The 24,994-nt window shown below is 67.7% G+C and carries 19 protein-coding genes and 1 tRNA gene; 6 read left to right on the top strand and 14 right to left on the bottom strand.

Annotation, left to right across the window (positions count from 1 at the left end; all coding sequences use genetic code 11):
* Positions 1 to 283: 283 nt before the first annotated feature.
* Positions 284 to 724 carry a MarR family transcriptional regulator gene (locus AB0L64_RS00100; RefSeq protein ID WP_359935684.1) on the bottom strand — a complete coding sequence of 147 codons (441 nt, stop codon included), beginning with the start codon at positions 722 to 724 and terminating at the stop codon, positions 284 to 286.
* A 393-nt stretch (positions 725 to 1,117) separates the two neighbouring features.
* On the opposite strand from AB0L64_RS00100, the gene AB0L64_RS00095 reads away from it, so the two are divergent.
* Positions 1,118 to 1,191 (top strand) — tRNA-Gly (locus AB0L64_RS00095).
* A gap of 78 nt (positions 1,192 to 1,269) precedes the next feature.
* Here AB0L64_RS00095 and AB0L64_RS00090 read toward each other — a convergent pair.
* The 6 genes from AB0L64_RS00090 to AB0L64_RS00065 form a co-directional block, all read right to left on the bottom strand.
* The gene (locus AB0L64_RS00090; RefSeq protein WP_363706080.1) at positions 1,270 to 2,259 is read right to left on the bottom strand and encodes an SGNH/GDSL hydrolase family protein; all 990 of its coding nucleotides are present in this window, start codon (positions 2,257 to 2,259) and stop codon (positions 1,270 to 1,272) included.
* A gap of 27 nt (positions 2,260 to 2,286) precedes the next feature.
* Entirely contained in the window at positions 2,287 to 2,712 is a 426-nt protein-coding gene (locus AB0L64_RS00085) for a hypothetical protein (protein ID WP_363706078.1), read from the bottom strand.
* Between the two features lie 106 nt (positions 2,713 to 2,818).
* Positions 2,819 to 3,670, bottom strand: coding sequence for a hypothetical protein (locus AB0L64_RS00080; RefSeq protein WP_363706076.1), 852 nt, complete (start codon positions 3,668 to 3,670; stop codon positions 2,819 to 2,821).
* Positions 3,667 to 5,238, bottom strand: a complete 1,572-nt coding sequence (locus AB0L64_RS00075) for an alkaline phosphatase D family protein (protein ID WP_363706075.1) — start codon at positions 5,236 to 5,238, stop codon at positions 3,667 to 3,669. Before AB0L64_RS00075 ends, AB0L64_RS00080 begins: the two co-directional genes overlap by 4 nt.
* 99 nt (positions 5,239 to 5,337) lie before the next feature.
* On the bottom strand, positions 5,338 to 6,132 hold the full coding sequence (locus AB0L64_RS00070) for a hypothetical protein (RefSeq protein ID WP_363706073.1): 795 nt from the start codon (positions 6,130 to 6,132) through the stop codon (positions 5,338 to 5,340).
* Between the two features lie 87 nt (positions 6,133 to 6,219).
* A complete protein-coding gene (locus AB0L64_RS00065; protein WP_363706071.1) occupies positions 6,220 to 8,373 on the bottom strand; it encodes a (Fe-S)-binding protein in 2,154 nt (717 codons plus the stop codon).
* 189 nt (positions 8,374 to 8,562) lie between these two features.
* Here AB0L64_RS00065 and AB0L64_RS00060 point away from each other — a divergent pair, with 189 nt between their 5' ends.
* On the top strand, positions 8,563 to 9,078 hold the full coding sequence (locus AB0L64_RS00060; RefSeq protein WP_363706069.1) for a hypothetical protein: 516 nt from the start codon (positions 8,563 to 8,565) through the stop codon (positions 9,076 to 9,078).
* 106 nt (positions 9,079 to 9,184) lie between these two features.
* On the opposite strand, the gene AB0L64_RS00055 is transcribed toward AB0L64_RS00060, so the two are convergent.
* Positions 9,185 to 10,636, bottom strand: a complete 1,452-nt coding sequence (locus AB0L64_RS00055) for a GAF domain-containing protein (protein WP_363706067.1) — start codon at positions 10,634 to 10,636, stop codon at positions 9,185 to 9,187.
* Positions 10,637 to 10,718: 82 nt separating this feature from the next.
* On the opposite strand from AB0L64_RS00055, the gene adh reads away from it, so the two are divergent.
* Positions 10,719 to 12,242, top strand: a complete 1,524-nt coding sequence (gene adh / locus AB0L64_RS00050; RefSeq protein WP_363706065.1) for an aldehyde dehydrogenase — start codon at positions 10,719 to 10,721, stop codon at positions 12,240 to 12,242.
* 4 nt (positions 12,243 to 12,246) lie between these two features.
* On the top strand, positions 12,247 to 12,624 hold the full coding sequence (locus tag AB0L64_RS00045; protein ID WP_363706063.1) for a DUF779 domain-containing protein: 378 nt from the start codon (positions 12,247 to 12,249) through the stop codon (positions 12,622 to 12,624).
* Between the two features lie 46 nt (positions 12,625 to 12,670).
* On the opposite strand, the gene AB0L64_RS00040 is transcribed toward AB0L64_RS00045, so the two are convergent.
* The 6 genes from AB0L64_RS00040 to AB0L64_RS00015 form a co-directional block, all read right to left on the bottom strand.
* The gene (locus tag AB0L64_RS00040; RefSeq protein ID WP_363706061.1) at positions 12,671 to 13,156 is read right to left on the bottom strand and encodes a hypothetical protein; all 486 of its coding nucleotides are present in this window, start codon (positions 13,154 to 13,156) and stop codon (positions 12,671 to 12,673) included.
* Between the two features lie 16 nt (positions 13,157 to 13,172).
* The gene (locus tag AB0L64_RS00035; protein WP_363706059.1) at positions 13,173 to 15,644 is read right to left on the bottom strand and encodes a GH116 family glycosyl-hydrolase; all 2,472 of its coding nucleotides are present in this window, start codon (positions 15,642 to 15,644) and stop codon (positions 13,173 to 13,175) included.
* On the bottom strand, positions 15,628 to 16,257 hold the full coding sequence (locus AB0L64_RS00030) for a hypothetical protein (RefSeq protein ID WP_363706057.1): 630 nt from the start codon (positions 16,255 to 16,257) through the stop codon (positions 15,628 to 15,630). Before AB0L64_RS00030 ends, AB0L64_RS00035 begins: the two co-directional genes overlap by 17 nt.
* The gene (locus tag AB0L64_RS00025; protein ID WP_363706055.1) at positions 16,254 to 17,066 is read right to left on the bottom strand and encodes a carbohydrate ABC transporter permease; all 813 of its coding nucleotides are present in this window, start codon (positions 17,064 to 17,066) and stop codon (positions 16,254 to 16,256) included. Before AB0L64_RS00025 ends, AB0L64_RS00030 begins: the two co-directional genes overlap by 4 nt.
* Positions 17,063 to 17,863, bottom strand: coding sequence for a sugar ABC transporter permease (locus AB0L64_RS00020; RefSeq protein WP_363706053.1), 801 nt, complete (start codon positions 17,861 to 17,863; stop codon positions 17,063 to 17,065). The genes AB0L64_RS00025 and AB0L64_RS00020 overlap by 4 nt, the downstream gene beginning before the upstream one ends.
* Positions 17,864 to 17,937: 74 nt before the next feature.
* Complete coding sequence (locus AB0L64_RS00015) at positions 17,938 to 19,236, bottom strand: extracellular solute-binding protein (protein ID WP_363706050.1); 1,299 nt, start codon at positions 19,234 to 19,236, stop codon at positions 17,938 to 17,940.
* A 339-nt stretch (positions 19,237 to 19,575) separates the two neighbouring features.
* Here AB0L64_RS00015 and AB0L64_RS00010 point away from each other — a divergent pair, with 339 nt between their 5' ends.
* Together AB0L64_RS00010 and AB0L64_RS00005 are read left to right on the top strand one after the other, a co-directional pair.
* Complete coding sequence (locus AB0L64_RS00010) at positions 19,576 to 20,754, top strand: hypothetical protein (protein WP_363706048.1); 1,179 nt, start codon at positions 19,576 to 19,578, stop codon at positions 20,752 to 20,754.
* Between the two features lie 273 nt (positions 20,755 to 21,027).
* A complete protein-coding gene (locus tag AB0L64_RS00005; protein ID WP_363706046.1) occupies positions 21,028 to 23,880 on the top strand; it encodes a M36 family metallopeptidase in 2,853 nt (950 codons plus the stop codon).
* Positions 23,881 to 24,994 lie beyond the last annotated feature (1,114 nt).

Genomic DNA, 24,994 nt, shown 5'->3' with positions numbered 1-24,994 from the left:
CGTTAGCAGCGTGCCGCACATCCGCACAGCCGGATCCGTCGCGGTCCGCCCCGTTTGAGTGCTTCACCTCTCGCGTGCACCCTTCGCCTGCCGGATGCAAGGCATGAAGGGGCAACCGGCGGGGTTCACCCCTGAAATGCCCGTGGTGAATCCGCCCGGACTTGGCGGGCGGGTCTTCCTCGCGGGCGGTGTCCGGTTCCCGTCGGCTGGTGGTGAGTCGTCCGGAGCCCTCAGCTCCCCGGCGGGAGCACACCACCAGACCGTGGGCCTGAGGCAACTATTGTCAGTTGGCCAGCTTGTTGAACTTCGACACCTGGGTGGCGAAGGTCTTGACCTGCGCCGGGGACCAGTCCTTGAGCAGGTCCTCGATCACCTTGTGCCGCTTCTTCCGGGCCGCCGTCAGCTTGCGCTTGCCGGCCGCGGTCAGGGTCAGCAGGGTCGCACGCGCGTCCGACTTGTCGGCGGCCCGCTTCAGCAGGCCCTCCTCCTCGAGTCGCGCGCAGGCCCGGCTGACCGGTCCCTTGTCCACCTCGAGCGCTGCCACCAGGTCGGCCATCCGCACCGGCGCCAGCTCCTCCACGTGGTTCAGCAACGCGTACTGCGCCGGCTCCAGGTCCGGATGCGCCTCGACGGACAGCGTCCGCTGCAGACCGCGCAGCCGCCGTGCCAACGTGACGAGTTCCTTCTCCAGGTTGTCCACCGCGTCAGTAGTGTCTGTTGCCACCGTTCACCCCTTCATTCCAGTTGCCCCGCAACCATGTCGCCCGGTCCAGGACCGCATCCTCACGTTGCGTTGAATGTTGCCCCCGGCAACGCGTTCTAATCTGCCAGAAGATGACGACCCTGCCCAGTCCTGAACGTGCCCTTTGTGAAAAACTGCCCAAGAACCTCCGGTGCAAACCGTCCGTAACGCCCTTTTCGATGCATTCGGCACCAAGTTCGGCCCCGGGCCGCTGACACCGCAGCAACCGGGCCCGTCGGCAGTGACGGCGAGGTGGCCGGCGGGCGGCCCCCGGGATGCCGGCCGGGCCCGATCTACGACCCGGCGCGCGGACCCCACGTGGTTGCCGGCCCGCGGATCGGCTATGCTCGTCTCCGCTGCCGGGAGACCGGCCGCGCGGGTGTAGTTCAATGGCAGAACATCAGCTTCCCAAGCTGACAGTGCGGGTTCGATTCCCGTCACCCGCTCCACTGTGAGGACATGACAAGAGCCCAGGTCCAGGGGTAGTTCCCTGACCTGGGCTTTCGTTCGTCCCGGCTGATCGTTCGCTACAGCCCGAGGATCTTCTCGACGACCGGCCAGGTGATCGCGGCCTCCGCGTTCTGGCCGGCGATGTTGTGATGGATCCAATCGGGCGCGAAATCTTCCAGCTTGTCCTGGTAGGCGGCGCGGGCGCCGCCATCGGTGTGGCACTGCCGATACTTGGCGCACACTCGCGCCTGTTCGGCCTCGTAGGCCTCGATGATGGCGGTGAGTGTCTTGAAGTGCGACGGCACCAGCTCGCCCGCGACGTTGTAGAAGTCGCAGATGCCGGAACCGGTGACGGCGTACTGCGCATTCGGGTCGCGGGCAACGATCGCCCGCGTGAGCGCGGGGCTGGGAGTTCCCATCCGACCCAGGACGAGGATCCGCGAGTTGGGCGACTTCTCGGTGATGGTGTCCAGGGCGCCACGGACGTCCTGACCGAACTCGGGGACATGTTGCTTGTCGGTGCCGTCACACCGGATGTCGTTGCCGATGATCGAGATGATCACCAGGGCGGGTGCAGACACCTGCCGCAGCGCCGCCTTCGCCTCGCCGTCCAATGCCGATGCGGTGGCGCCGTCGATCGCCGTGTTCGCGACGTGACCCTTGTCCTCCGGTCGCACCTTCACCAGGCGCAGATAGATGCTGTTCACCTTGGGATTCGTGCCCGTCGCCCAGGAATACTGAAGCCCGGCCTGCGGCGGCTCGGCCGTTCCATGGCCAGTCAGGGCTGAATGCCCGATGGCTATCAGTCCGACCGGCTCAGCCGCACTGCCGGAGGGCGTACTCGACTTCGCCGGTGCCCCGCACCCCGCGAGCGTCAACAGCACGGCGACAACGACGGCGCATCGGCGCACCGTGCTCCGCCGCCCCATGCCAGGCACCCAAGCCATCCTGCCCCCTAGGCCGCCGCGCCCAACAGCGAGCCTCCACACCAGATTCCGCCTCCGGCGAAAGCCAGTCAACGGGCCAAGAAACGTCGCCAAACCTGTTGCATCAAACGGCTGACCCACGCTCGAACCGCACGGCGCTTTGGAGGGTCAGATGATAGTGGTCTGGATCTTTGTGCTGGCTTGGCTGCCGATGAACGGGTTGTTCACGGCCCACAGCACGCCGGCGGAGTACTCCGGTACGTCGAAGTCGCACATCACCCAGCCGCCGTCGGCGCCTCGGGTGTTGAAGCATTCGCGGTACCAGCCGGACGGCGACGCGTCCTCCTTGATGGTGCCGGCGGCGGACTGGCCGTTAGCCACGGTGTCCTTCACCCAGACCTTGTCGCCGTAGGCCTTGAAGCACGCCTTGGCCCCGGTCGTCGACACGCACCAGACGTCCATGTCGTTCGGCGGGGCCCCGCTCGGGGTTCCGGTCGTGGCCGATGCGGCGGTCGTCGTCGCCACCGTGGCCGCGGCCGTGACGACTACTACCGCCGCGGCGCCGCCGAGCAGCCTACGGGTGAGCTTGCGCATGAGTCTCCAAAAATCAGAGGTGGAATGTTCCTGGAACCGCGACATTCAAACATGCGCATGACCAAGACCGGCCATCGATAGTTCAAACAGTTGATTCAGGCAACGATCAGCTGCCGTAGACCTCCAGTTCGACGATGCGGGAGTAGGTGTGGTCGTTGCCGTCGAGGCACAGGATGCGGACGGCGTCGGCTTCCACGGGGGTGAACGTCGACGTGACGTGGCCGGCCGTGTTGCCTCGGACCTGGGCCACGGTCTGCCAGGCGCCGGCAACGCGGGCCTGCACGTCCCAGTCGCGCAGGCCGTTCGAACGGGCCGGGTACTTCGCCGAGTCGAGCGTGTACAGCTCCACCCGGTTGACGGTCGCGGGCGCGGACAGCGCGACGTCGTACGTGTCGGGGAAGGCGGCGCGGGTGCCGTCGTTCCAGCCGGTCAGCGTGTCCCAGTGTTCGGAGTCCTTGTCGCCGTCGACGGCGCCGCAGAGGGTGAAGTTGCCGTGCGTGGAGGACGCGGTCGCCTGTTCGCCGAGCGCGAGGTTGTCGCCCGGACCCTTCGGCGGCAGCGGGTCGACCGTCACCGGAACGCTCACCCGCGACCGATCGACCTCCACGTCGATCGTGTAGTTGCCGGGCGCGGTGTCCCGCGGGACCCGGACTTCGACCGGCGCGGAGACCGGCTGGTCGGGGTCGACAGCGGGCAGCCAGGACGAGAACAGCGTGCGGGACAACTGCAGCGGACCGGTCGGCTCGAGCGTCAGGTCGGCGTACCGGTCCTGGGTCCCGGTGTTGGTCATCGTCAGGTTCAGCAGACCCGGGAAGCAGGGCAGGCCGACCACGTTCAGCGTCTTCGGCGCGACGCCGATCGCCACGTCGGAAGTTGCCGAAGGCATCGAGCTGGAGCCGAGCAGGGCGGCGGCGACCAGCGTGCCGGCGGCGACGACGGTCTGTCGGGGGATCCTCATTGCTGTACCTCCGCGATGCCGGGGCGGCCGTCCTCGACGAGGAGTTTGGCGCGCGTGCTCACGGTGCCGCCCTGGACGGACACCTTGTCGACGACGCGGTAGTCGGAGATCCACCGCTGCGGCGTGACGCTGCAGCTGACGTAGCCGCGCTGGAAGTTGCCGAACTTCAGGTGCGGGTTCTCCCGCAGCAACGTCGCGCCGCCGGCGTCGAGGTCCTGGCCGTCCATTCCGGACGTGATCGATGTGCCGACGAACTCCGCGCCGACCGTCGCCGACGCCGGATCGTCGAAGTCGAGCTTCAGGTCCGAGGCGACGCTGCGGTGCAGGTCGCCGGCGATCGAGACCAGGTTGCGGACCTTCCGCTGGACCGCGCCGCCGAGGATCCGGTTCCGGGAGGCCTCGTACCCGTCCCAGGTGTCCATCGGGACCAGGACGCCGGGCCCGTCCTTCGTGTCCAGCCGGGCGATCGCGGTCTGGTGCGCCAGCACGTTCCACCGGGTCTGCGACGCGGCCCATCCGTCGAGCAGCCACTTCTCCTGCGCGTCGCCGGTGATCGTGCGCGCCGGGTCCTTCGTCTCCGGACCGGGTGCCTTCGTGCCGTCGCCGTACGCCTGGTCGGACCGGTACTGGCGGGTGTCGAGCACGCTGAACTCGGCGAGCCGCCCGTACCTGATCCGCCGGTACAGCTGCATGTCCGGACCCTTGGGCAGTTGCGCGAGCCGCAGCGGCATGTGTTCCCAGTACGCGCGGAACGCGTTGGCGCGGCGGACCCGGAACTGCGCCGGCGGCGCGCTCGGATGCGCCTCGTCGGCCCAGTTGTCGACCACCTCGTGGTCGTCGAGCGTCACGATCCACGGCGCCTTCGCGTGCGCGCTCTGCAGATCGGGATCCAGCTTGTACGCCGCGTAGCGCTGCCGGTACTCGTCCAGCGTCACGGTCTGCTGGGTGATGTACGGCTCGTTCGAGTGCGGCCGGATGCCGCGGTCGATGCCGAACTCGTAGATGTAGTCGCCGAGGAAGAACACCACGTCGTGGTCGCGCCGGGCCATGTCGGCGTACGCCGTGTACCAGCCCTCCCACCATGCCTGGCAGGACGCGAAGGCCAGCGACAGTTCAGGAACGACGGCGTCGTAGGCCGGTGCCGTCTTGGTCCGGCCGACCGGGCTGAGCTGCCCGTCCACGCGGAAGCGGTACCAGTAGTGGCGCCACGGCTGCAGGCCACCGACGTCGACGTGCACCGAATGGCTCGACTCGGGCCCGGTCCGGGCCGTACCCGAGCGGACGATCCGGTGGAACTGCTCGTCCGCCGCGACCTGCCACTGCACCTCGACCGGCCGCCGATCCATCCCGCCGAACGGCGCGAGCGGATCGGGGGCCAGCCGGGTCCAGATCACCACCGCGTCCGGCAACGGATCGCCGGACGCGACACCGAGCGTGAACGGATCCCGCCGGTCCGGCCGGCCGGTCCATCCCGCGACAGCGCTCCGGATCTCCGGAAGACTGCCGCCCAGCGCGAGCGCTGCCGCTGCTCCGCTGACGGTGAGGAAGTTGCGTCGTGTAGTCGGCATCGGCACCCACCCACCCGATCATCCCGAGGTGATCACATCCGTAACGGGAGATTACGAGAAGTTCACACATCAGGGTGGGAAAATGACCGAATCCGGCCGTTACTGCGAAACGATCTTGCTCGCCGGCGGCGCCGTGATGTCCACCGGCTTGTTGTAGCTGGTCATGTCCATCACCATCTCCGCCGGGCCCATCTCGAAGCTCATCCGGCGGATCAGGTGCGTCTTGTCCATGAACATCGAGTAGGTCAGCGTCGACGGCACGCCCTCCGGGACCTTCTTGCCCTGCGCGGCGAGTGCCTTCGCGGTGTTGACGGTCACGTCGTACCGGTCGAGCGCCTGTCCCAGCACCGTCTGGACGCCGACGTACTTGACGTTGACCATGCTGGAGCCGAAGGACTTGTAGATCTTGGTCGGGTCGCCGCCTTCGACCAGTTCGGACAGCTGGCTGTTCAGGCCGGACTTGAACTTCACGAACTTCCCGGCCGGCGCCAGCCCGGGCATCGACACGTAGGCGGTGCCCTTGACCACGATGACTTTGCCGACCTTGCCCTCGAGGGCCGCGCCGCTCATCTCCATGGACATCGCGACGGGATTGGTCGTCTGGTAGCCGTCTATGGTCATCGCAGGTGTGCCGTTGACGGTCATCGTGCCGGTGGTGTGCCACGACTTCTGCTTGGCGATCGCCGTCGTCATCGCCGGGACGAACGTCACGCGGTTGAGGCGGGCGACCGTCGCGGGCTTGGCGGTGGTGGTGGCCGGCTTCTGCGCGGCCGGCGTCGTCGCCGGTGTGGATGGCTTGTAGCCGGTGGCGGCTGGTTCGTTGTTGCCGCAGGCGGCGAGGCCGAGGGTCAGTGGTACGGCGGCCGCGGTGGCGATGGCGGCACGGAACTTCATGATGCGTTTTCCTCCCCAGGGGATGCAGACGGTGGATCTTATGGTCTGGACCGCCTGGGGAGGAAGGGGTTTGCAGCTAGTTGCAGATCAGCTTTCCGAACGCTTTACAGAGGCGAGCAGCAGCTGCGCGACATCCTGGACCTCGACCGCCTCGCGGGCCGAGCCGTCGGCCTGCTTCGCGGTGAGGCCGTCGGACAGCATCACCCGGCAGAACGGGCAGCCGGTGGCGATCTTGTCGGCGCCGGTCTCGACCGCCTCGGTCGTGCGGTTCAGGTTGATGCGGGTGCCGAGCTTCTCCTCCATCCACATCCGTGCGCCGCCCGCGCCGCAGCAGAACGACTTCGTCCGGTTCCGCGGCATCTCGGCGTACTCCGCGCCCGGGATGATGTCGAGCAGCTCGCGCGGGGCGTCGTACACCTGGTTGTGGCGGCCGAGGTAGCACGGGTCGTGGTACGTGATCTTCTGGCCGTTGAGCGAGCTGTCGGTCGGCGCGACCGGCGTCAGCTTGCCGTCGCGGACCAGCCGGTTCAGCAGCTGCGTGTGGTGGATGACGTCGAGCTCGACACCGAGCTGCGAGTACTCGTTCTTCAGGGTGTTGAAGCAGTGCGCACAGGTGGAGACGACCTTGCGGACCTTGGTCTCCTTGAAGACCTCGGCGTTCTGCATCGCCAGCTGCTGGAAGACGAACTCGTTGCCGGACCGCCGCGCCGGGTCACCGGTGCAGGTCTCGCCGTCGCCCAGCACGGCGAACGAGACGCCGGCGATGTTCAGCAGCTCGGCGACTGCCTGCGTGGTCTTCTTCGCGCGGTCCTCGAACGCGCCCGCGCAACCGACCCAGAACAGGTAGTCGACCTCGTCCAGCGACTCGACGTCGGCGCCGACCTGCTTGACCTCGAACGGCAGGTCCTTGGCCCAGTCCATCCGGCCGGACGGGTTCATGTTCCACGGGTTGCCCTTGTTCTCCAGGCCCTTGAACAGCCCGTTGAGCTCGGACGGGAACGAGGACTCGATCAGCACCTGGTACCGGCGCATGTCCATGATCGCGTCGACGTGCTCGATGTCGACCGGGCACTGCTGGACGCACGCACCGCACGAGGTGCAGGCCCACAGCGCCTCCTCGTCGATGACCGCGACGTCCGCGGGCCCGACCAGCGGCTTGTCCTGCTCGGCGAGCACCAGCTCCGGCAGCGACTTCCGCTCCTCGTCCGAGGACGCCAGCAGGTACGGCGCCTTGGCGTACGCGTGCTCGCGCAGGTTCATCATGACGAGCTTCGGCGAGAGCGGCTTGTCGGTGTTCCAGGCCGGGCACTGCGACTGGCACCGGCCGCACTCGGTGCAGGTGGTGAAGTCGAGCAGGCCCTTCCAGGTGAAGTCCTCGACCTTGCCGACGCCGAGCGCCGCGTCCTCGTCGAGCTCGTCGATGTTCTCGAAGTCGATCGGGGCGCCGTTGACCATGATCGGCTGCAGCGCCCCCAGCGCCGTACCGCCGTCGGGCTTGCGCTTGAACCAGATGTTCGGCCAGGCGGTGAACCGGTGCCAGGCGACACCCATCGTGGCGTTCAGCGAGATCGTGATCATCCAGGCGAACGAGATCAGGATCTTGATCATCGCGACCAGGTAGATCGCGTTCTCCAGGCCCTGCTCGCTCAGTCCGCCGAAGAGGCCGCTGCCGATGAAGTACGTCATCGGGAAGTGGAACTTCGAGGCGCCGCTCAGTTCGTACTCCAGGCCGCGGAGCAGCAGGATGCAGACCAGCACGCCGAGGATCGTGTACTCGACGTAGTACGCCTGCCACGACGTCGAACCGTAGAACCGGGAGTAGCGACCCTCGGCGCCCTTCGGCAGATGCCGCAGGCGGATCAGGATCAGCCCGACGATCGACAGCAGACCCGTCCAGGTGAGCGCCTCGCTGACCCACTCGAACACGAACCAGTGCCCGATGATCGGCAGTGCCCAGTGCGGGTCGAAGAGCTGGCCGAACGCTGTCACCAGGGTGAGGAACAGCCCGATGAACCCGAACGCGACGAACCAGTGCATCACCCCGATGTGGCTCCACTGCAGCATCCGGGTGTGGCCGAGGGTTTCCTTGGCCAGGGTGACGGTCCGCTTGCCCGGCTCGTCGGTCCGGCCGGCGGGCTGACCGAGCTTGATGACGGACACCATGTGCCCGATCGTCTTGCCGAACAGCGCGACGGCGACCAGGGTCACCGCGAGCGAGACGACGATGGCGAGGATCTGCATACCAGCGATGTTATTGGTTGGTTACTCGTCAGTCATGTCTGTGTAGGGCTCGTCACGCCACCAATTGGGCTGTCACCAAATCGACACACAGCGTTACAGAAGACTTCTTGCCTTCATCATAGGCCACTTCGTAAGTTTCCAACCACTGCAACCGCAGTACCTGTCAATCGGTTTCGGTGGGAGAGAACGATGCGTCTTCGTCGGGGAATCACTGCTGGAGTGCTGGTCGCGACCGGTCTGGTGGTGCCTGCCGGTACGGCGGCCGCGGCCAAGTGCGACACGAACACCGTCAACTGGTACACCCGCGGCGGTCACGAGGTGTACGTCGGGACGAACCTGTACAGCGACTGGATGGAGGGGCCGGGCCGGATCACCTACCAGAAGACCGCGACGTCGGAGTCGAACTCGTCGTGGTCCGGGGATCTGGGCGTGAGCATCCCGCTGGTGATCGCGGAGATCCAGAACAAGTACTCCAAGACCGTGGGCAAGTCCCATTCGGTGACCGACAGCTGGTCGTACACGGCGGAGGTGCCGGCCGGGAAGGTCCGCCGGTTGCACCAGCTCAAGCAGTCCTGGCGGGTGCAGGTCGTGCGCTGGAAGTACACGACCAGCGACTGCAAGAAGACCAAGGAGATCAGCAACCGGACCGCCACCTTCCCGACCAAGAACCGCGACTACATGTGGATCCTTGTCGGTCGCGAGTGAGGGCGGACCTCAGTCACTCACCAACCGGTGGCGTCCGGGCGGGCTCACGCTCACCCGGACACCACCGAGGGCTGTCGGCGGAGGTTGGTGAGTGGTGGGTGTCCGCTCAATCGGCGAGACGCGCCAGTCGGGCCGTGACCGCCGGGCGGCGTGGGTCGTCCGCGGGCAGCTCGCTGTCGAGGGTCTCGAACACCTCGAGGTCCTCGGCGCCGGTCGGCGTCTGGGCGAACTTCCAGAGGAGTTCGGGGTCGCCGGTGTCGAGGACGGCGCGGCGGAGCGTGGCGTCGAGTTCGTCGCGCTCGGAGCGCAGCGCCGGAGCTTCGGACCGTGCGAGCAGCGGGCCGGCGTACGACGCGAGGGCCTTGTGGAGGTCGCCGTTGCGAAGAGCGGTGTGCACCTCGGTGACGTCGCTGCTGACATCCGCGGCGATGCGGTACGGCTTGGTGTCCAGGACGCCGCCGCCGAGGAGGTTCCGCAGCCGGTGCATCTCGGCGCGGACCGTGGTCGGGTTGCCCTCGTCGCCGTAGAGCTGGAGCATCAGCTGCTCGGCGGTCAGCCCGGTCGGCTGTAGTAACAACAGTGCGAGGACTTCGGCGCGCCGCAACGTCAGCGCGATCTCGCGGCCGCCGACGACCGCGATCGGCTGACCCGAACCGAGCAGCTTCAACCGCAAGGACGGTCGCGCCCGGCGTCCCGGCGTGCCGGGCATGCGCAGCAGGTAGCCCTCGTCGAGTCGCTCGACCAGACCCTCGCGCCCGTCGCCGAGGTCGATCCGGTCGGCGCCTTCCGGTACGACGAGGCGATCGGGCAACCGTTCGAGCGGCTGGACGGCGAGGACGCGGCCGGTCGGGGTCAGCAGTGCGCCGGGCGCGTCGCCGAGCGCCATCAGGTGCCGCATGTTGCGCGCCCGCAGCATCTCGTCGGCCGCGGCCATCCGGACCTTCAACTGGCCCTCGGCGAGCTGGGCGGCCGCGGTCACCAGCGCGACCATCGCGGGGTGGACCGTCCGCAGCGGACCGGAGACGTCGACCGCGCCGAGCAGTCTGCCGGTGTCGGGGTCGTGGACCGGCGCGGCCGCACACGTCCATTCGTGGATCCGGCGGACCAGGTGCTCGGCCGAGTGGATCTGGACCGGCTCGCCGACCGCGAGCGCCGTCCCCATCCCGTTGGTGCCGATCTGGTCCTCCGACCACACCGCGCCCTCCGACAGCGCGATCCGATCGGCCGTCCGCTTGACGTCGGAGGCGCCCTCGCGCCACAGGATCATCCCCTGGGCGTCGGTGACGATCATGATGTGCGACGCCTCGTCGGCGATCGTCGTCAGCGTCTGCCGCAACACCGGCAGCACGGCGCGCAGCGGATGGTCGGCGCGCAACTCGGCGACGGTGCCCTCGTCGAGGACCATCGGCGGCGCGTCGAGCTCGGGGTCGACGGCCGCGGCCAGTGAGCGTTCCCAGGACGCAGCGACCAGTGGACGCGGGTCGGCCGCGGCCCGGCCGCCGCCGAGCACCTCGTCGTACAGCCCGCTCAGCCGGCGGGCCTGCTCCGGTGCGTCCATCCAGCCTCACTCCGCGGTGCAACGTCCGTGCAACGTGCCGGTGCCTAGTGTCCCGTCCAACGTCGGTTCCGAAGGAGGACCCATGACGATCTTCGCAGCTCCTGGGCAGGATGGCAGCCCGGTCACGTACAAATCGCGCTACGAGCACTACATCGGCGGCGAATGGGTGCCGCCGGTCAAAGGCCGGTACTTCGAGAACCCGACGCCGGTCACGGGACAGAACTTCACCGAGATCGCCCGCGGTACGGCGGAGGACGTCGAGGCCGCGCTGGACGCCGCGCACGGCGCCGCGCCGGGCTGGGGCCGGACGTCGCCGGCCGAGCGGGCGAACATCCTGAACAAGATCGCCGACCGGATCGAGGCCAACCTCGAACTGCTCGCGGTCGCCGAGAGCTGGGACAACGGCAAGGCCGTCCGCGAGACGCTGGCCGCCGACCTGCCGCTGGCGATCGACCACTTCCGGTACTTCGCCGGCGCGCTCCGGGCCCAGGAGGGCTCGGTGTCGGTGATCGACGACGACACGATCGCCTACCACTTCCACGAGCCGCTCGGCGTCGTCGCGCAGATCATCCCGTGGAACTTCCCGATCCTGATGGCGGTCTGGAAGCTGGCGCCCGCGCTGGCGGCCGGCAACGCCGTCGTCCTGAAGCCGGCCGAGCAGACCCCGGCCTCCATCCACGTGCTGATGGAGCTGATCCACGACCTGCTGCCGCCGGGTGTGGTGAACATCGTCAACGGGTTCGGCGTCGAGGCCGGCAAACCGCTTGCCTCGAGCAACAGAGTCGCCAAGGTCGCGTTCACTGGTGAGACCACGACCGGCCGGCTGATCATGCAGTACGCGTCCGAGAACATCATCCCGGTGACGCTCGAGCTCGGCGGCAAGAGCCCGAACGTGTTCTTCGCCGACGTCGCGTCCACCCGGGACGACTTCTACGACAAGGCGCTCGAGGGCTTCACGATGTTCGCGCTGAACCAGGGTGAGGTCTGCACCTGCCCGTCGCGGGCGCTGATCCAGTCGTCGATCTACGACTCGTTCCTGACCGACGCTGTCGGGCGCACCCAGGCGATCAAGCTCGGCAACCCGCTCGACACCGACACGATGATGGGCGCGCAGGCGAGCAACGACCAGTACGAGAAGATCCTCGCCTACATCGGGATCGGCAAGGAAGAGGGCGCCCGGGTGCTCACCGGCGGCGGTCCCGCGGAGCTCGGCGGGGACCTGGCCGGCGGGTACTACATCCAGCCGACGGTCTTCGAGGGCGACAACAAGATGCGGATCTTCCAGGAGGAGATCTTCGGCCCGGTCGTCGCGGTGACCAGGTTCGACGACTACGCCGACGCGATGAAGATCGCCAACGACACGCTGTACGGCCTCGGCGCGGGGGTCTGGTCGCGCGACATCAACACGGCGTACCGGGCCGGCCGGGAGATCCAGGCCGGGCGGGTCTGGACGAACAACTATCACGCGTACCCGGCGCACGCGGCGTTCGGCGGGTACAAGAACTCCGGCATCGGCCGCGAGAACCACAAGATGATGCTCGACCACTACCAGCAGACCAAGAACCTGCTGGTCAGCTACAGCCCTTCGAAGCTCGGGTTCTTCTGAGCCCGTGGTGGCGAAGGTGCTGCTCACCGACGAGGCGGCGCAGTGGTTGCGCCGCCTGACCGGGATGCACGGTCCGCTGATGTTCCACCAGTCCGGTGGCTGCTGCGACGGCAGTGCGCCGATGTGCTATCCGGACGGGGAATTTCGTACGGGGTCGGCGGACGTGCATCTCGGTGACCTGGTCGTTGACGGTGTGGAGAAGCCGATCGCCTTCTGGATGTCCGCGAACCAGTACGAGTACTGGAAGCACACCCAGCTCATCGTCGACGTGGTGAAAGGCCGAGGCAGCGGCTTCTCGGTGGAGGCCCCCGAGGGCATCCGCTTCCTGATCCGCTCCCGCCTCTTCACCGACCAAGAGTCCGCAGAACTCGGACTCCTCTGAACGAGTGCCGACCGTCCGGTGGCGTTGCCGGACGGCCGGCACTCCCTCATGCCCCGAGCACGGCGGCGTAGATCGCCGAACTGTTCCGGTCGGGGTCCGCGTTCTTGCGACGCAGGATCTCCCGCTTCTGGTCGGCGGTCGCGTTCGTCAGCCGCAGCGCCTCCGCGACGTGGGGTCGGGGGACGACATGGAGCCAGAAGGTCAGGTCGATCTTCCAGGTTTCGGTGTGCAGGACTGCGTAGAACCGTTCGTCGGTGAGGGCCGGTGTCGGGCGGCGGTCGGCGCGCTCGTCGCGGAAGTCGACTGCGCGCAGTGGTACCCGACGGTCCAGGGTGATCAGTCCGTTCAGGATGGTTGCGGCGTCCGCGTCGGGGGCGTCGAACATGACGTCGAGGTCGCGGTCGACCATCAGGCCGGAAAGGGCGCTGCCGATCAGGACCGGCTGCCAGGGGAAGGCGGTGCCGAGGTCCAGGGCCCGGTAGAGGGCCTGGGCCTCGGCCTGCAGCGCTTCGGCACGGTCGACGAGGGACATGCCTCGACCGTAGAGGTCAGGTTGTCGTGATCACCAAGGGATTTCCGGGCACGATCGGGGCGTCGATCGGGTAGGCGGCGCTGTCGACCGTGATGGTTCGCAGGTCGAGGTGGCCGGATTGGCAGGTGACGGTGAGTGCGCCTGAGGCGTAGGTGGCGGTGGCCCAGCCGGTGTTGGTGACGAAGGGGGTGCTCCAGGACTCCGTTGTGCGGGCCAGGTCGAGTGGGGCGAAGGTGATGGACTTGGTGATCGCGTTGTAGCGGTAGCCGGTGAGGGCTTCCAGGACGGACCAGCCGGCCGCGTTGCGGATGTAGTGGTCGCCGCATTCGATGGGGTTGAACGGGTTGCGGCGGGTGCCGTCGTACCTGGCCCAGAGGCCCTGCAGGATGGACATGCCCTCGTCGGTGAGGCCTTCGTAGAGGCAGTGCGCGGCGACCTGGTACTCCGAGCCGGTCCAGACCTCGTCGCAGTACCGCGTGGGTACGTCGGGGCGACCGCCGTGCGGCCAGGTGCACATCAGGAGGCCGGTGTCGTCGCCGTCGGCGAAGACGCGGTACGGGTGCTCGAAGTCGTGGAACCCGGTCCGCAGGTTGTGCCGGACGACGCTGCGGAGCGCCGTACGGACGTGGTCCTCCGGGAGCAGGTGGCCGAGATCGAGCTGGTGTGCCCACCACTGACCGATCAGCTGGTCCGCCAGGCAGCCATCGCCCCACTGGAAGTCGCGGGTTTCGTCCGGGTCCAGGATCTGCCGGTAGTACTCGCCGGTGAACAGCAGCTCGTCATACGCCGTGCTGCCCGCATCGAACAGGCTGCGGTACTCCTTGGCGTCCTCGCCGAGCAGCACCGCCATCTCCTCAGCAGCACGCAGCGCGGCCAGCCACAGCGTGCCCATGAACGAGTTGACACCACACAGGTCGATGTCGTGCGTGCTGGGCTGGATGCCACGCAGTACGCCGTCCTGCAGCCACTTGCCGTGGATGTGGTCGAGCAGGCGTACGACGTTGGGCCAGCGACTGCGTAGCCAGTCCAGACCGGCTCCTTGGCGCACCTCACGGTATGTCTTGAGTACGGCGCCGAGCATGCCGTCCAGAGCGGGCTCCTCCGGGCCGCCGATCACCACGTCCCACAGCTGCTTCATGTAGAGCGGTGCGCGGACCCGGTGCGGGATGTAGCCCTCCGGCGCCTGCATGACCTCGTACTCCGTGTCACGCATGTTCTGCTCGAGCGACGGGAAGAGGCGGGAGAGCGTCTGCTCGTAGTTCCACACATGTGTGCAGTTGAGTGGGCAGGAGCCGCCGTACCGGCCGCCCCACATCGCTGTGGACGCACCGAGCACACCTTCGAAGCCCAGTACGTCGCCGGCCGCGGTCTGGAACACAGTTGGACTCCGTACGTCGGCCACGAGCGCAGCGAGCCGCGGGCCGGTCTCGCCGGGCAGGGTGCTCGACTCGAACGCCTCGGTCCACGCTGTGGTCTGCGCGTTCAGCTCGGACCAGTTGGCGATGAAGGAGTCGGCCGCGGCGACGGCGTCCGGCGTACGACGGGTGTACGCGTTGCCCAGCCAGAAGCGACTGTGACCGTACTCCGGGTGCGGGCCGAACTGGTTGAAGTCGACATATCGGTTCGGGAAGTGCCACGCGATCAGGAACCGGACCTGCGTGGTCTCGCCCGGCTGGAGGTTGAACGGGACGGCCAGCCCACCGTTCCAGGTGCTCCCTGACGCACTGGCACCGGCCGCCGGCGTCACTGGCCCGTTGAGAAAGGCAACCAGCTCCTCGGCCCGAGCCCACTGCGCACACACCAGTCCCGGGCTGTCAGTGGCAAGCACCAGTTGCCCCGATCCGGGGTGGTCGACGGGCAGCGTGGCGTTCTCGAGCACCAGGTAGGTCCAGTTGGCTGCGTGCCGGACGCGGTTCGTGTTACCGCCGTACCCGCTGTTCGCTACCCCGTCGATGGGTGTGACGCCGTCCCAGCCGACCGAGTTCTGCAGCGCGCCGGCCAGCTTGCCGTGGATGGCGATCTCGCCCGGGTTGTGCAGCGTGAACGTGAACCCGACGACAGGCTGCGAGCTGGCCGCGGCATCGGACGGCACCAGCGGGTTGAAGACGTCCAGGCCGAGCTCGATCGGCAGGTCCGTCTCGTAGTCCACATGTGCCTGTGGATACGTCGCGGTGACCTTGGTCGGGCCGATCGGCCGGATCACGTCCTGCAGTCGGCGCTCTGCGGCCGGGACTACGTCGTCGGTGACGAGCGGGGTGTCGGTGGGCTCGGACGGTGGACCCTGGAGGAGGCGGATCGCATCCAGCGGAGGTTCCACGCGGGACAGGCGGAGTGCGAAGAAGCTGTCCGGCACATGGCCCTCGTGGTTGCCGATGTTGTGCAGCTGCCACTGCCGCAGCGCACCGTTGCCGGCCAGCGCGACAGTGCCGGTGCCGAGACCTCCCAGCGGCAGCGCGAAGTGTCGAAGGTTGTCACCGGTGTAGTGCATGTCTCTCCGTCCATGTACCGGCGGAGGCGAACAACGCCACCGGACCGGGGGCGAGCAGAAGTAGTGATGCGGTCACGGAGGTGCCGAGGAGCAAGGCGACAAAGACCAGTGCGAGTACGCCGAGGGGCACCAGCGGGGCTCGTGCTGCGAGGTGCAGCGCCGTGAGCCAGAGCGTCTTACCGCGCAGGCCCGTGGTCACACGCAGGCTAAAGGCGTGACAGGAGCCGAGCAGGGCGAGCGTAGTCGCGCAACCGCTGACAGCCAGTGGGATCGCGAAGACCGCGCTGGAACTGAGCTGCCAGTTGAGCAGCGCCAGCGCGGCGATGACGGCCGGCACACAGGCGACCTCAAGGCCGGCCAGGGCGTGACGCTTGAGGTTCTGGAGTAGGAGCAGGACGCCCCCGCGGTCGTCCCGGACGATGGAGTCGGTCGTCGCGGTCACGGCTGCCCACGCCGGTCCGACCAGCAGGGCGCCGAGCAGAAGGCTGATCGGGGACAGGCCAGGGCTGACGAGGACGACGAGGCCGGAGGACAGACAGACCAGGACTCCTGCGGCAACCAGCACCGGGAGCTCGTGCCACAGAGCCTTGAAGGCCCGAGGTAGGTAGGTCATGCGCGCAGGCCAGTCGACGCGATCGACGCGATGAAGGACCGCTGGAAGATCAGGAACAGCACGAGGATCGGCAGGACGACCAGGGTGATGGCGGCGAACAGTACGACGGCTGGGCCGCCGCCGACCGCGCCCTGCAGCGAGACCAGGCCGACCGGAAGGGTCATCTTCTCCGGGGACGACAGGAAGATGTACGGCCAGAAGAAGTTGTTCCACGACGCCTCGAACACGAAGATCCCGAGCGCGGTGAGCCCGGGCCGCGCCAGCGGCAGGATGACGCGGAACAGGATCCAGAAGTGCCCGGCGCCGTCCATGATCGCCGCCTCGTCCAGCTCGCGCGGGATCGACGCGATGTACTGGCGCAGGAAGAAGATCCCGAACACGTTCACCAGCGCCGGCAACCAGATCGCCACCGTCGTGTCCACGAGATGCAGCCAGCGCATCATGATGAAGATCGGTACGACGGTGAGCTGCACCGGCACCACCAGCGCCGCCAGCAGCACCGAGAAGATCTGGTCCCGCCCGGGGAACCGCAGCCGGTTGAACGCGTAGGCCGCCAGCGCGCTGGTCAGCAACGCGCCGGCGGTCGTGAGGACCGCGATCTGCAGGCTGTTCCACGCCATCTGCGCGAACGGGACCAGGTCCGGCACCTGCTCGAAGTTCTGCAGCGTCGGCGGCCGCGGAATCCACCGCGGCGGCAACTGGAACGCGTCGATCGGCTCCGACAACGCGTTCACGACCAGCCACACCAGCGGCGCGATCATCACCACGCCGCCGAGCACCAGCACGAGGTCGAGCAGCTTCCCCTTCACTGGTGCACCCACCGGCGCGACAGGCGGAACTGCAGGCCGGTGACGACCATGATCACCACGAACAGCACGAGCGACAGCGCCGCGGCGTACCCGACCTCGAAGGACTGGAAGCCCTTCTCGTAGGTGTACTGCACGATGCTGCGGGTCGCGCCGTCCGGGCCGCCCTGGGTCATGATCACCATCGGGTCGAAGATCTGGAACGCGCCGATGAAGGTGATCACGGTGGCGAAGAAGATCGTCGGCGACATCACCGGCAGCGTCACGCCCCAGAACCGCCACCACGCGTTCGCGCCGTCCACGCGGGCCGCCTCGTGCAGTTGCGCCGGCACGGTCTGCAGGCCGGCCAGCAGGATGATGAACGTGTACCCGATCGTGTGCCACCAGTCGACCGCGATCAGCGTCGGCAGCGCCCACGTCGGCGAGGCCAGCCAGTTCGTCGTCGACGAGAGGTAGTAGTTCGCCAGCCCGAAGGCGGGGTCCAGGACGTACTTCCAGATCAGTGCGACCGCGGCCCAGGAGACCAGGAACGGGAAGAAGTACGCCGTTCGGACGAAATACTTTGTCCCGCGGGTCATCGTCCGGTGGACGCCGAGCGCGAGCAGCATGCCGAACCCGATGTGGGTGACCACCGACGCGAGCGCGAAGACGAACGTGTTGAGCACCGCGCGGACGGTCGCCGAGTCCGACACCAGCTGCCGGAAGTTGTCCAGGCCGGCGAACTCCGGCGTACTCAGCAGGTCCCAGTGGAACAGGCTGAGGCCGAACGCGGCGACCAGGGGGAGTGCGACGAAGACCACGAACAACAGGACTGCCGGGCTGATGAACAGGTAGCCCGGCAGCCAGTCGCGACGCTGCGGCTTCAGGTGGGGTTTCAGACCAATCCCTCCAGCGTGGTCTGCGCCTTGCCGAGCGCGTCGGCCGGCGCGGCGTTGCCGGTCAGGACCTGCTTCCAGCCGTCCTCGATCGCCCGCTGGATCGCGGCGCCCTTGTCCGGCGACGGGATCGGGGTCGCGTAGCTGAGCGCCTCGTACAGGTACTCGGTCCCCTTGGGCGCGTCGGTGAGGAACGACTGGCTGTTCGCGATCGACTTGCGCGCCGGGACGATGGTGCCGCCGAGCTGGGCGAACGTCGACGAGCCTTCCTTGGAGATCAGGAACTTGATGAACGTCCAGGCGTCGTCCTTCTTCTTCGACGCCTTCAGGATCGGGTAGCCGTTCCAGCCGACCGGCGAGCCCTGCCCGACCTTCGTGGGCCACGGCACGATGCCCATCTTCGCGGTCGCCTTCAGGTTCCGGATGCTGATGATCGGCCAGCGTCCGCCGCCGAACATCGCCAGCTTGCCCTGCGCCGCCGCGGTGGTCGCGTCGAACGTGCCGCCGGGCGCCGGCGACAGCTTGTCCGCCACCAGCTTCCGGTTGAAGTCCGCCGCCTCGATCACCTTCGGGTCGTCGTACGTCGGCGTCGACCAGTCCTCGCTGAAGCTGCTGGTCCCGTTCGTGAGCAGCCACGGCATGATCGCCGCGAAGTACTCCGGCCCGGCGGCGTACCCGAACGCGCCGGTCTTCGCCTTGATCTGCTCGCACGCGTGCCGGAAGTCGTCCCAGGTCCACTGCGCGCTCGGCTCCGGTACGCCGGCCTTCGCGAACAGCTCCTTCGAGTACCACATGCACATCGTGTTGAACTCGCCCGGCAGGTAGTACGTCTTGCCGTCGGTGGAGGCGTACTTCTTGTCCCATTCGATCAGGTTCGGGTCCATGTCGCCGTAGTACTCGTCGATCGTCGACTGGTCCTTCTTGATGTAGTCGTCGAGTGGCGCGAGCAGGCCCTTGGACGCGAACAGCCGCTGGCCCTCGGTGGCGATCTGGATGACGTCGGGCACCTGGCCGCCGGCGATCCGGGTGGAGAGCTTGTTGAAGAAGTCGCCCCAGTTCGACAGCGGGATGCCCTCGGCCTTGAGCTTGATCTCCGGGTGCTGCTCGGTGAACTTCGCGAACAGCTTGTTCCAGGTCGCCTGCTGCTCGGCCGTGCCCATGTAGACGAACGACAGCTCCTTGGTGGACGAGCCGCCGCCCCCGCTGCCGCCACCTCCGCAGGCGGCCAGCGAGGCGGCGAGCGCCGTACCTCCGGTGGCTTGGAGGAACCGTCGCCGACTGAGCGGGGGGTGATCCATGAGCGGACCTCTCTCGCGGGAAATCGATTTCTCCGGAGCATAGTCCTGCCGGGCGAAACGGTGTCAAGGGTCGGGCGCCGGGAAACTCACGGGGAAACCTTCACTACGGCGCGAACGGTCGCGGGGCCCACGATCAAGCGCGAAAACGGTGTCCGCCGGGGCGGGTGTCATGGATCCGCCCATGACATTTGTCAGCGGTCCGATCGCTGGCATCCGCGGTCCGGCGGGCGCACGATGCGATCACCCCCAATCACGCCGGCCTCCGCCCACCGGCCGCACGGGACCGCGATGCGGAGGCCTGCCGTAACTCGAGGAGTCCAGTTGAGGCAAGGGATTCTCGTGTCCGCCCTGAGCGTCGGTGCACTCGCCGTCGTCGGACTGACCGCATCGGGAGCCGCAGCGGCCCCCACCCCGTACACCGCCGGGAAGCACGCCGCGAAGGTCTGCTCGGCGACCACGGCCGCGCACACCGCGGTCTGCGACGCGATCAAGCTGGTGAACGACAAGGGCGTCGCGCCCGCGTCCACCACACCGCCGTCGACCGGCCTGACGCCGAGCGGCCTGCGGGACGCGTACAAGCTGAACGGCCTGAGCGCCGGCGGCCGGACGGTCGCCATCGTCGACGCGTACGGCTACCCGAACCTGGAGCGCGACCTCGGTGTCTACCGGTCGCAGTTCGGGCTGTCGGCGTGTACGACGGCCAACGGCTGCCTGCGGATCATCAACCAGACCGGCGGGACGTCGCTGCCGCGGTTCAACGCCGGCTGGGCGGGTGAGCAGGCGCTCGACGTCGACGCGGTCTCGGCCGCGGCACCGGACGCCAAGATCGTCGTCGTCCAGGCCAACTCGGCGAGTTTCGCCGACCTCGGCACCGCGGTCGTGACGGCGTCCAAGCAGCCGGGTGTCGTTGCCATCTCCAACAGCTACGGCGGCGGCGACGCGTCCGACGCGACGTACGGCAGCTACTACAACCACCCGGGCATCGCGGTCACCGCGTCGACCGGTGACAACGGCTACCAGGGCGGCAGCTACCCGGCGTCCTCGTCGTACACCACGGCCGTCGGCGGTACGTCGTTGGTTGCCGCCAGCAACTCTCGCGGCTGGAGCGAGTCCGTGTGGAGCGGCGCCGGGTCGGGCTGCTCGTCGTACAACACCGCGCTCAGCGCCGCGGCGTCGTTCGACACCGGTTGCGCCAAGCGCGCGATGGCCGACGTGTCCGCGGCGTCCGACCCGTCGAAGGGCGGCATGGCGATCTACTACCCGACCAGCAAGACGGCGTCGACGTGGGCGCAGTTCGGCGGGACGAGTGAGGCCGCGCCGATCATCGCGGCGGTCTACGCGCTGTCCGGCAACACGGCCGGCTACGCGAACGCGTTGCCGTACGCCCACCCGGGCTCGCTGTTCGACGTGACGAGCGGCAGCAACGGCTCGTGCCCGACGACGCAGTGGTGCAACGCCCGCACCGGCTGGGACGGCCCGACCGGCCTCGGTACGCCGAACGGCGCCGGAGCCTTCTGATTCGACACAGGCAGCGATCGGGCGATTGCTGCGTGCAATCGCCCGATCGTTCTTAGTACTGTTCCGAGCACGAAGGACAACCCTCGACTCCACGACAATCCGGTGATTTCCCTTCCCCGGAACCCCCCTCGGAATTAGGGTCAGCCCCCGGGACGGGTCGTGGATGGCGACCCGCAGACACGAACTCCATGGAGATTTGCTGTGACAACATCACGCAGAGGGCGGGGGCTCCTGGCAGTCTCCGCCGTCTCCGCCGCCGCCACTGTGCTGGCGATGACCGCCGCTGGGGCGGACGCCGCACAGACGGCCGGTGCCGAGGGCAAGAAGCCCGCGCAGACCGAGAAGCAGGACGCCGGCAAGGAGCGGAAGGGCAACTACGACGCCCGGACGCCGAACGCCCGCACCACCTATGCCCGTTCCGCCAAGGTCGAGGGCAAGGAGACCGCGGCCGCGAAGAAGTTCCGCGACTCGCTCGGCACCCAGGGTGTCGTCGAGGTCGACCCGAACACCGGCACCCCGGCCCAGGTCACCAAGCTGAACGGCTTCCTCACCGGTAAGAGCGCCAAGAAGGCCACGGACGTTGCCCTCGGCTACGTGAAGGCCCACCCGGAGGTCTTCAAGCTTTCCGACGCCGACCTCGGCACGCTGAAGCTGCGCAAGGATTACGTCGACGACCTCGGCACCCACCACATCTTCTGGACGCAGGTCGTGGACGGCGTCGAGGTGTTCGGCAACGGCCTCAAGGCCAACGTCACCAAGACCGGCCAACTGATCTCCGTGATGGGCTCGCCGGTCTCCGGCCTGACCACCGCCGCGCAGTCCCGGTCCGCCGCGGGCACGCCGAAGGTTTCGGCCGAGGGCGCGCGCAGCGCCGCGGTCAAGGACGTCGGCGGCAGCGCGAAGTCCGCGACCGCGAGCACGTCCGGTGTCAGCACGAAGTTCAGCAACGGCGACACCGCCAAGCAGGTGTGGTTCCACACCGCCGACGGTCTGCGCAAGGGCTGGCTGACCTACACCAACTCCGGCGGCACCAAGATCTACAGCCACGTCGTCGACGCCCAGACCGGCGCCACGCTGTACCGCAAGGACCTGGTCAGCGAGGGCAACGGCGACGCGCTGGTCCAGGACAACTACCCGGGCGCGCCCAAGGGCGGCACCCAGCGGGTCGAGAACCTGATCTACAACAAGTGGCTGCCCAAGAACGCGAAAACCCTCCTCGACGGTACGTCGGTCGCGGCCTGGGCGGACGTCAACGACGACAACCAGCCGAACGGCGGCGAGACGGTCAAGGTGCCCGGCACCAAGACCGGCGCCGAGTACAAGCTGACCCCGTTCCAGAGCGCGTCCTCGCTCTGCTCCACGTCGTACATCTGCACCTGGGACCCGGCGAAGCCGGACTCCTGGAAGACGAACATGAACCAGGACGTCACGAACGCGTTCTACCTGGCCAGCAACTTCCACGACTGGCTGGCGAAGGCGCCGATCAGCTTCACCCCGGCGGCCGGCTCGTTCGACGCCGCGGGCGGCGACCCGGTGCTGCTGAACGCGCTGGACGGAGCGGCCACCGCCGCGAACGGCGGCCCCGACGCCAACCACATCGACAACGCGAACATGTCGACCCCGCCGGACGGCACCCCGCCGACCATGCAGATGTACCTGTGGCACCAGCCGGGCACGACCGACGAGCAGGAGCCTTGGGTCCCGGCCAGCGGCGCCAACGACGCCAGCATCCTGTACCACGAGTACACCCACGGTCTGTCGAACCGCCTGGTCGTCGACGCCACTGGGAACTCCACGCTGAACAGCATCCAGGCCGGCTCGATGGGCGAGGCGTGGAGCGACTTCTACGCGATGGACTACCTGGTCTCGCACGGCCTGGAGAAGGACACCACCGCTGCGGGTGAGGTCCTCGAGGGCAAGTACGTCTCGCACGGCGAGCTGTTCCGCACCCAGGCGATCGACTGCCGGGTGAAGGCGGTCAGCCCGAACTGCGTGCAGCCCGACGGTTCGAAGGGCGGCTACACCTACGCCGACTTCCCGACCATCGGCGGCGCGCCCGAGGTACACGCCTCCGGTGAGGTCTGGGCGCAGACCCTGTGGGACCTGCGCGAGCGCTTCGGCCGTAGCTACGCGATGAGCATCATCACCCGCGCGATGGAGTTGTCGCCGAACGACCCGACGATGCTCGACATGCGCAACGCGGTCGTCCAGGCCGACCTGGTCGCCAGCGGCGGCAAGAACGCCGACGTCATCTGGACCGTGTTCGCCAACCGTGGCATGGGCTGGTACGCCGGTGTCGTGGACGGCGGCGACGCCTTCCCGGCCGAGGACTTCCACAAGCCGCCGACAGGCGCCACCACGACGCTCAGCGGCACGGTGACCGACAAGGACACCGGCGCTCCGGTGGCCGGCGCGCTCGTCTACGTCGGCGGTCACTCGTCCGGTTACGCCGGCGACTACGCGGGCACCACGGATGCTGCCGGCAACTACAGCATCAGCAACGTGGCACCCGGCACGTACCCGAAGATCGTCGTGTCCGCACCGGGCTACGAGCTGATCGTCCAGTCCGTCAAGGTCTCCGCGGGCAGCAAGGCGAACTTCGCGCCGCGCCGCAACTGGGCGGCCGCGTCCGGCGGCGGTTCGGTCGTCGACTTCAACGGTCCGGACTTCAGCTCCTTCAACTGCGGCCCGGGCGGTGCGATCGACAACGCACAGGGCACCGGCTGGGGCAGCACCACCGGTGACGACAACGGCACCCCGACCAACCAGATGGTGCCGAAGTACGTCGACATCAAGCTGCCGGCGTCGGTCACCGTCAGCGCGTTCAACGTCGACCCGTCCAACACCTGTGGCGACCCGGGCAGCGCCTCGACCGGTCAGTACCGGATCCAGACCTCGGCCGACGGCACCACCTGGGCCACCGCGGCCGAGGGCACCTTCGACGCCACCAACCGCGGCAAGTACAACCTGGTCACGCCGACCGGCAACACGACCGGCGTCCAGTACGTCCGCTTCTGGATGCTCAGCCCGCAGGTCCCGGACTTCCAGAACAACTGCCCCGCAGGCGCCTTCGGCGGCTGCCAGTTCACCGACATGACCGAAATCCAGGTCTTCGGCACCAAGTAACCCGCAACACCCTTCCCGAGAAGGCCGGCCGAGCACCCGCTCGACCGGCCTTCCGGCTGTTGCAACGGGGTGAATGCTGCAGGCAGCCAGCCCACGCGTGCTCCGAGCCACCTACATCCTCGCTGCGCTCCTCAGCCCACCTGCTCCTCAGCCCACGTGGTCCTCTGCGCACGTGGTCCTCTGCGCACCTGCTCCGCGCGCACCCACCCACCTCCGCTTAGCGCGGTGCACCTGCTCCCGTCCGGCGCCGGAGAGTCTCGGGCTATCGCCGGAGTGCCGCCGGCGATTGCGAGCTGGCGCTCGCGAGCGCCTCTCGGCGAGCAACCATCAAGTGGCGTGGCCGAACCCCGCATCCTGCGCGCACCTACCCAACCCGGCCGCCGGCCCAGTCACTTCCAGTGGCGCCCAACTGCGCGGGGCTACTCGCCGTCGCTCCGGGTACCCGGCTGAGGTCGAGCGCCCGGATCGACCGACCGACGAGCAGTTGCAGGCGCTGGCGTACTCGCTGTGCAAGGCAATGGCCTTCGTCGTGAAGCCGGCGGCGGACTGGCGCTCCGGCCGCGCGGAGCGGCGTGACGAGAGGGTCCGGGACCCCGATTAGGATCTGAACCCGGAATGCCAGTAGTGTTCTTCCTGTTGGAACGAAGCGGGACGCGAGAGCGGCCGGTCGCTCCGGCAAACTCCCTGAAGGTCTCGGAAGCCGAAACACGCCTCGGCGGGTTTCGGGCGCTGAGTCGTGTAGGGAGGCTGGGTCGAAAAGGGCCGATTTGACCGGCTCGGACCGAAACAGTAAAGTTTGGCGGGTTGCCCCGGAGCTTCGAACGAGAGTGCGAAGCGCGGTGTGCGTCCGATTCTTGAGAACTCAACAGCGTGCCGAAAGTCAATGCCGAAAGATGCATTAACCCTGTCCACAGGCGTTGGATGACTTCTCCTAGCCCTGGGTCTTTGATCTTGGGGTGTGGGTTGTTGTTTGTCTGTGGGTGGATTCCTTTGAAATTATTACGGATGACAAGCCAGTTAATGGTTTTGTTTCTGATTCAAAGGATCGCTTTTCGATTGTCGGCTCTCCAGCTTTGCTGGTTTGTCATATTTTTCAACGGAGAGTTTGATCCTG

It is taken from the genome of Kribbella sp. NPDC051936 (assembly GCF_040680955.1).
Taxonomy (GTDB): Bacteria; Actinomycetota; Actinomycetes; order Propionibacteriales; family Kribbellaceae; genus Kribbella.
The sequence above is the reverse complement of the archived record's forward strand: the minus strand, read 5'-3'. Positions and strand labels throughout refer to the sequence as shown.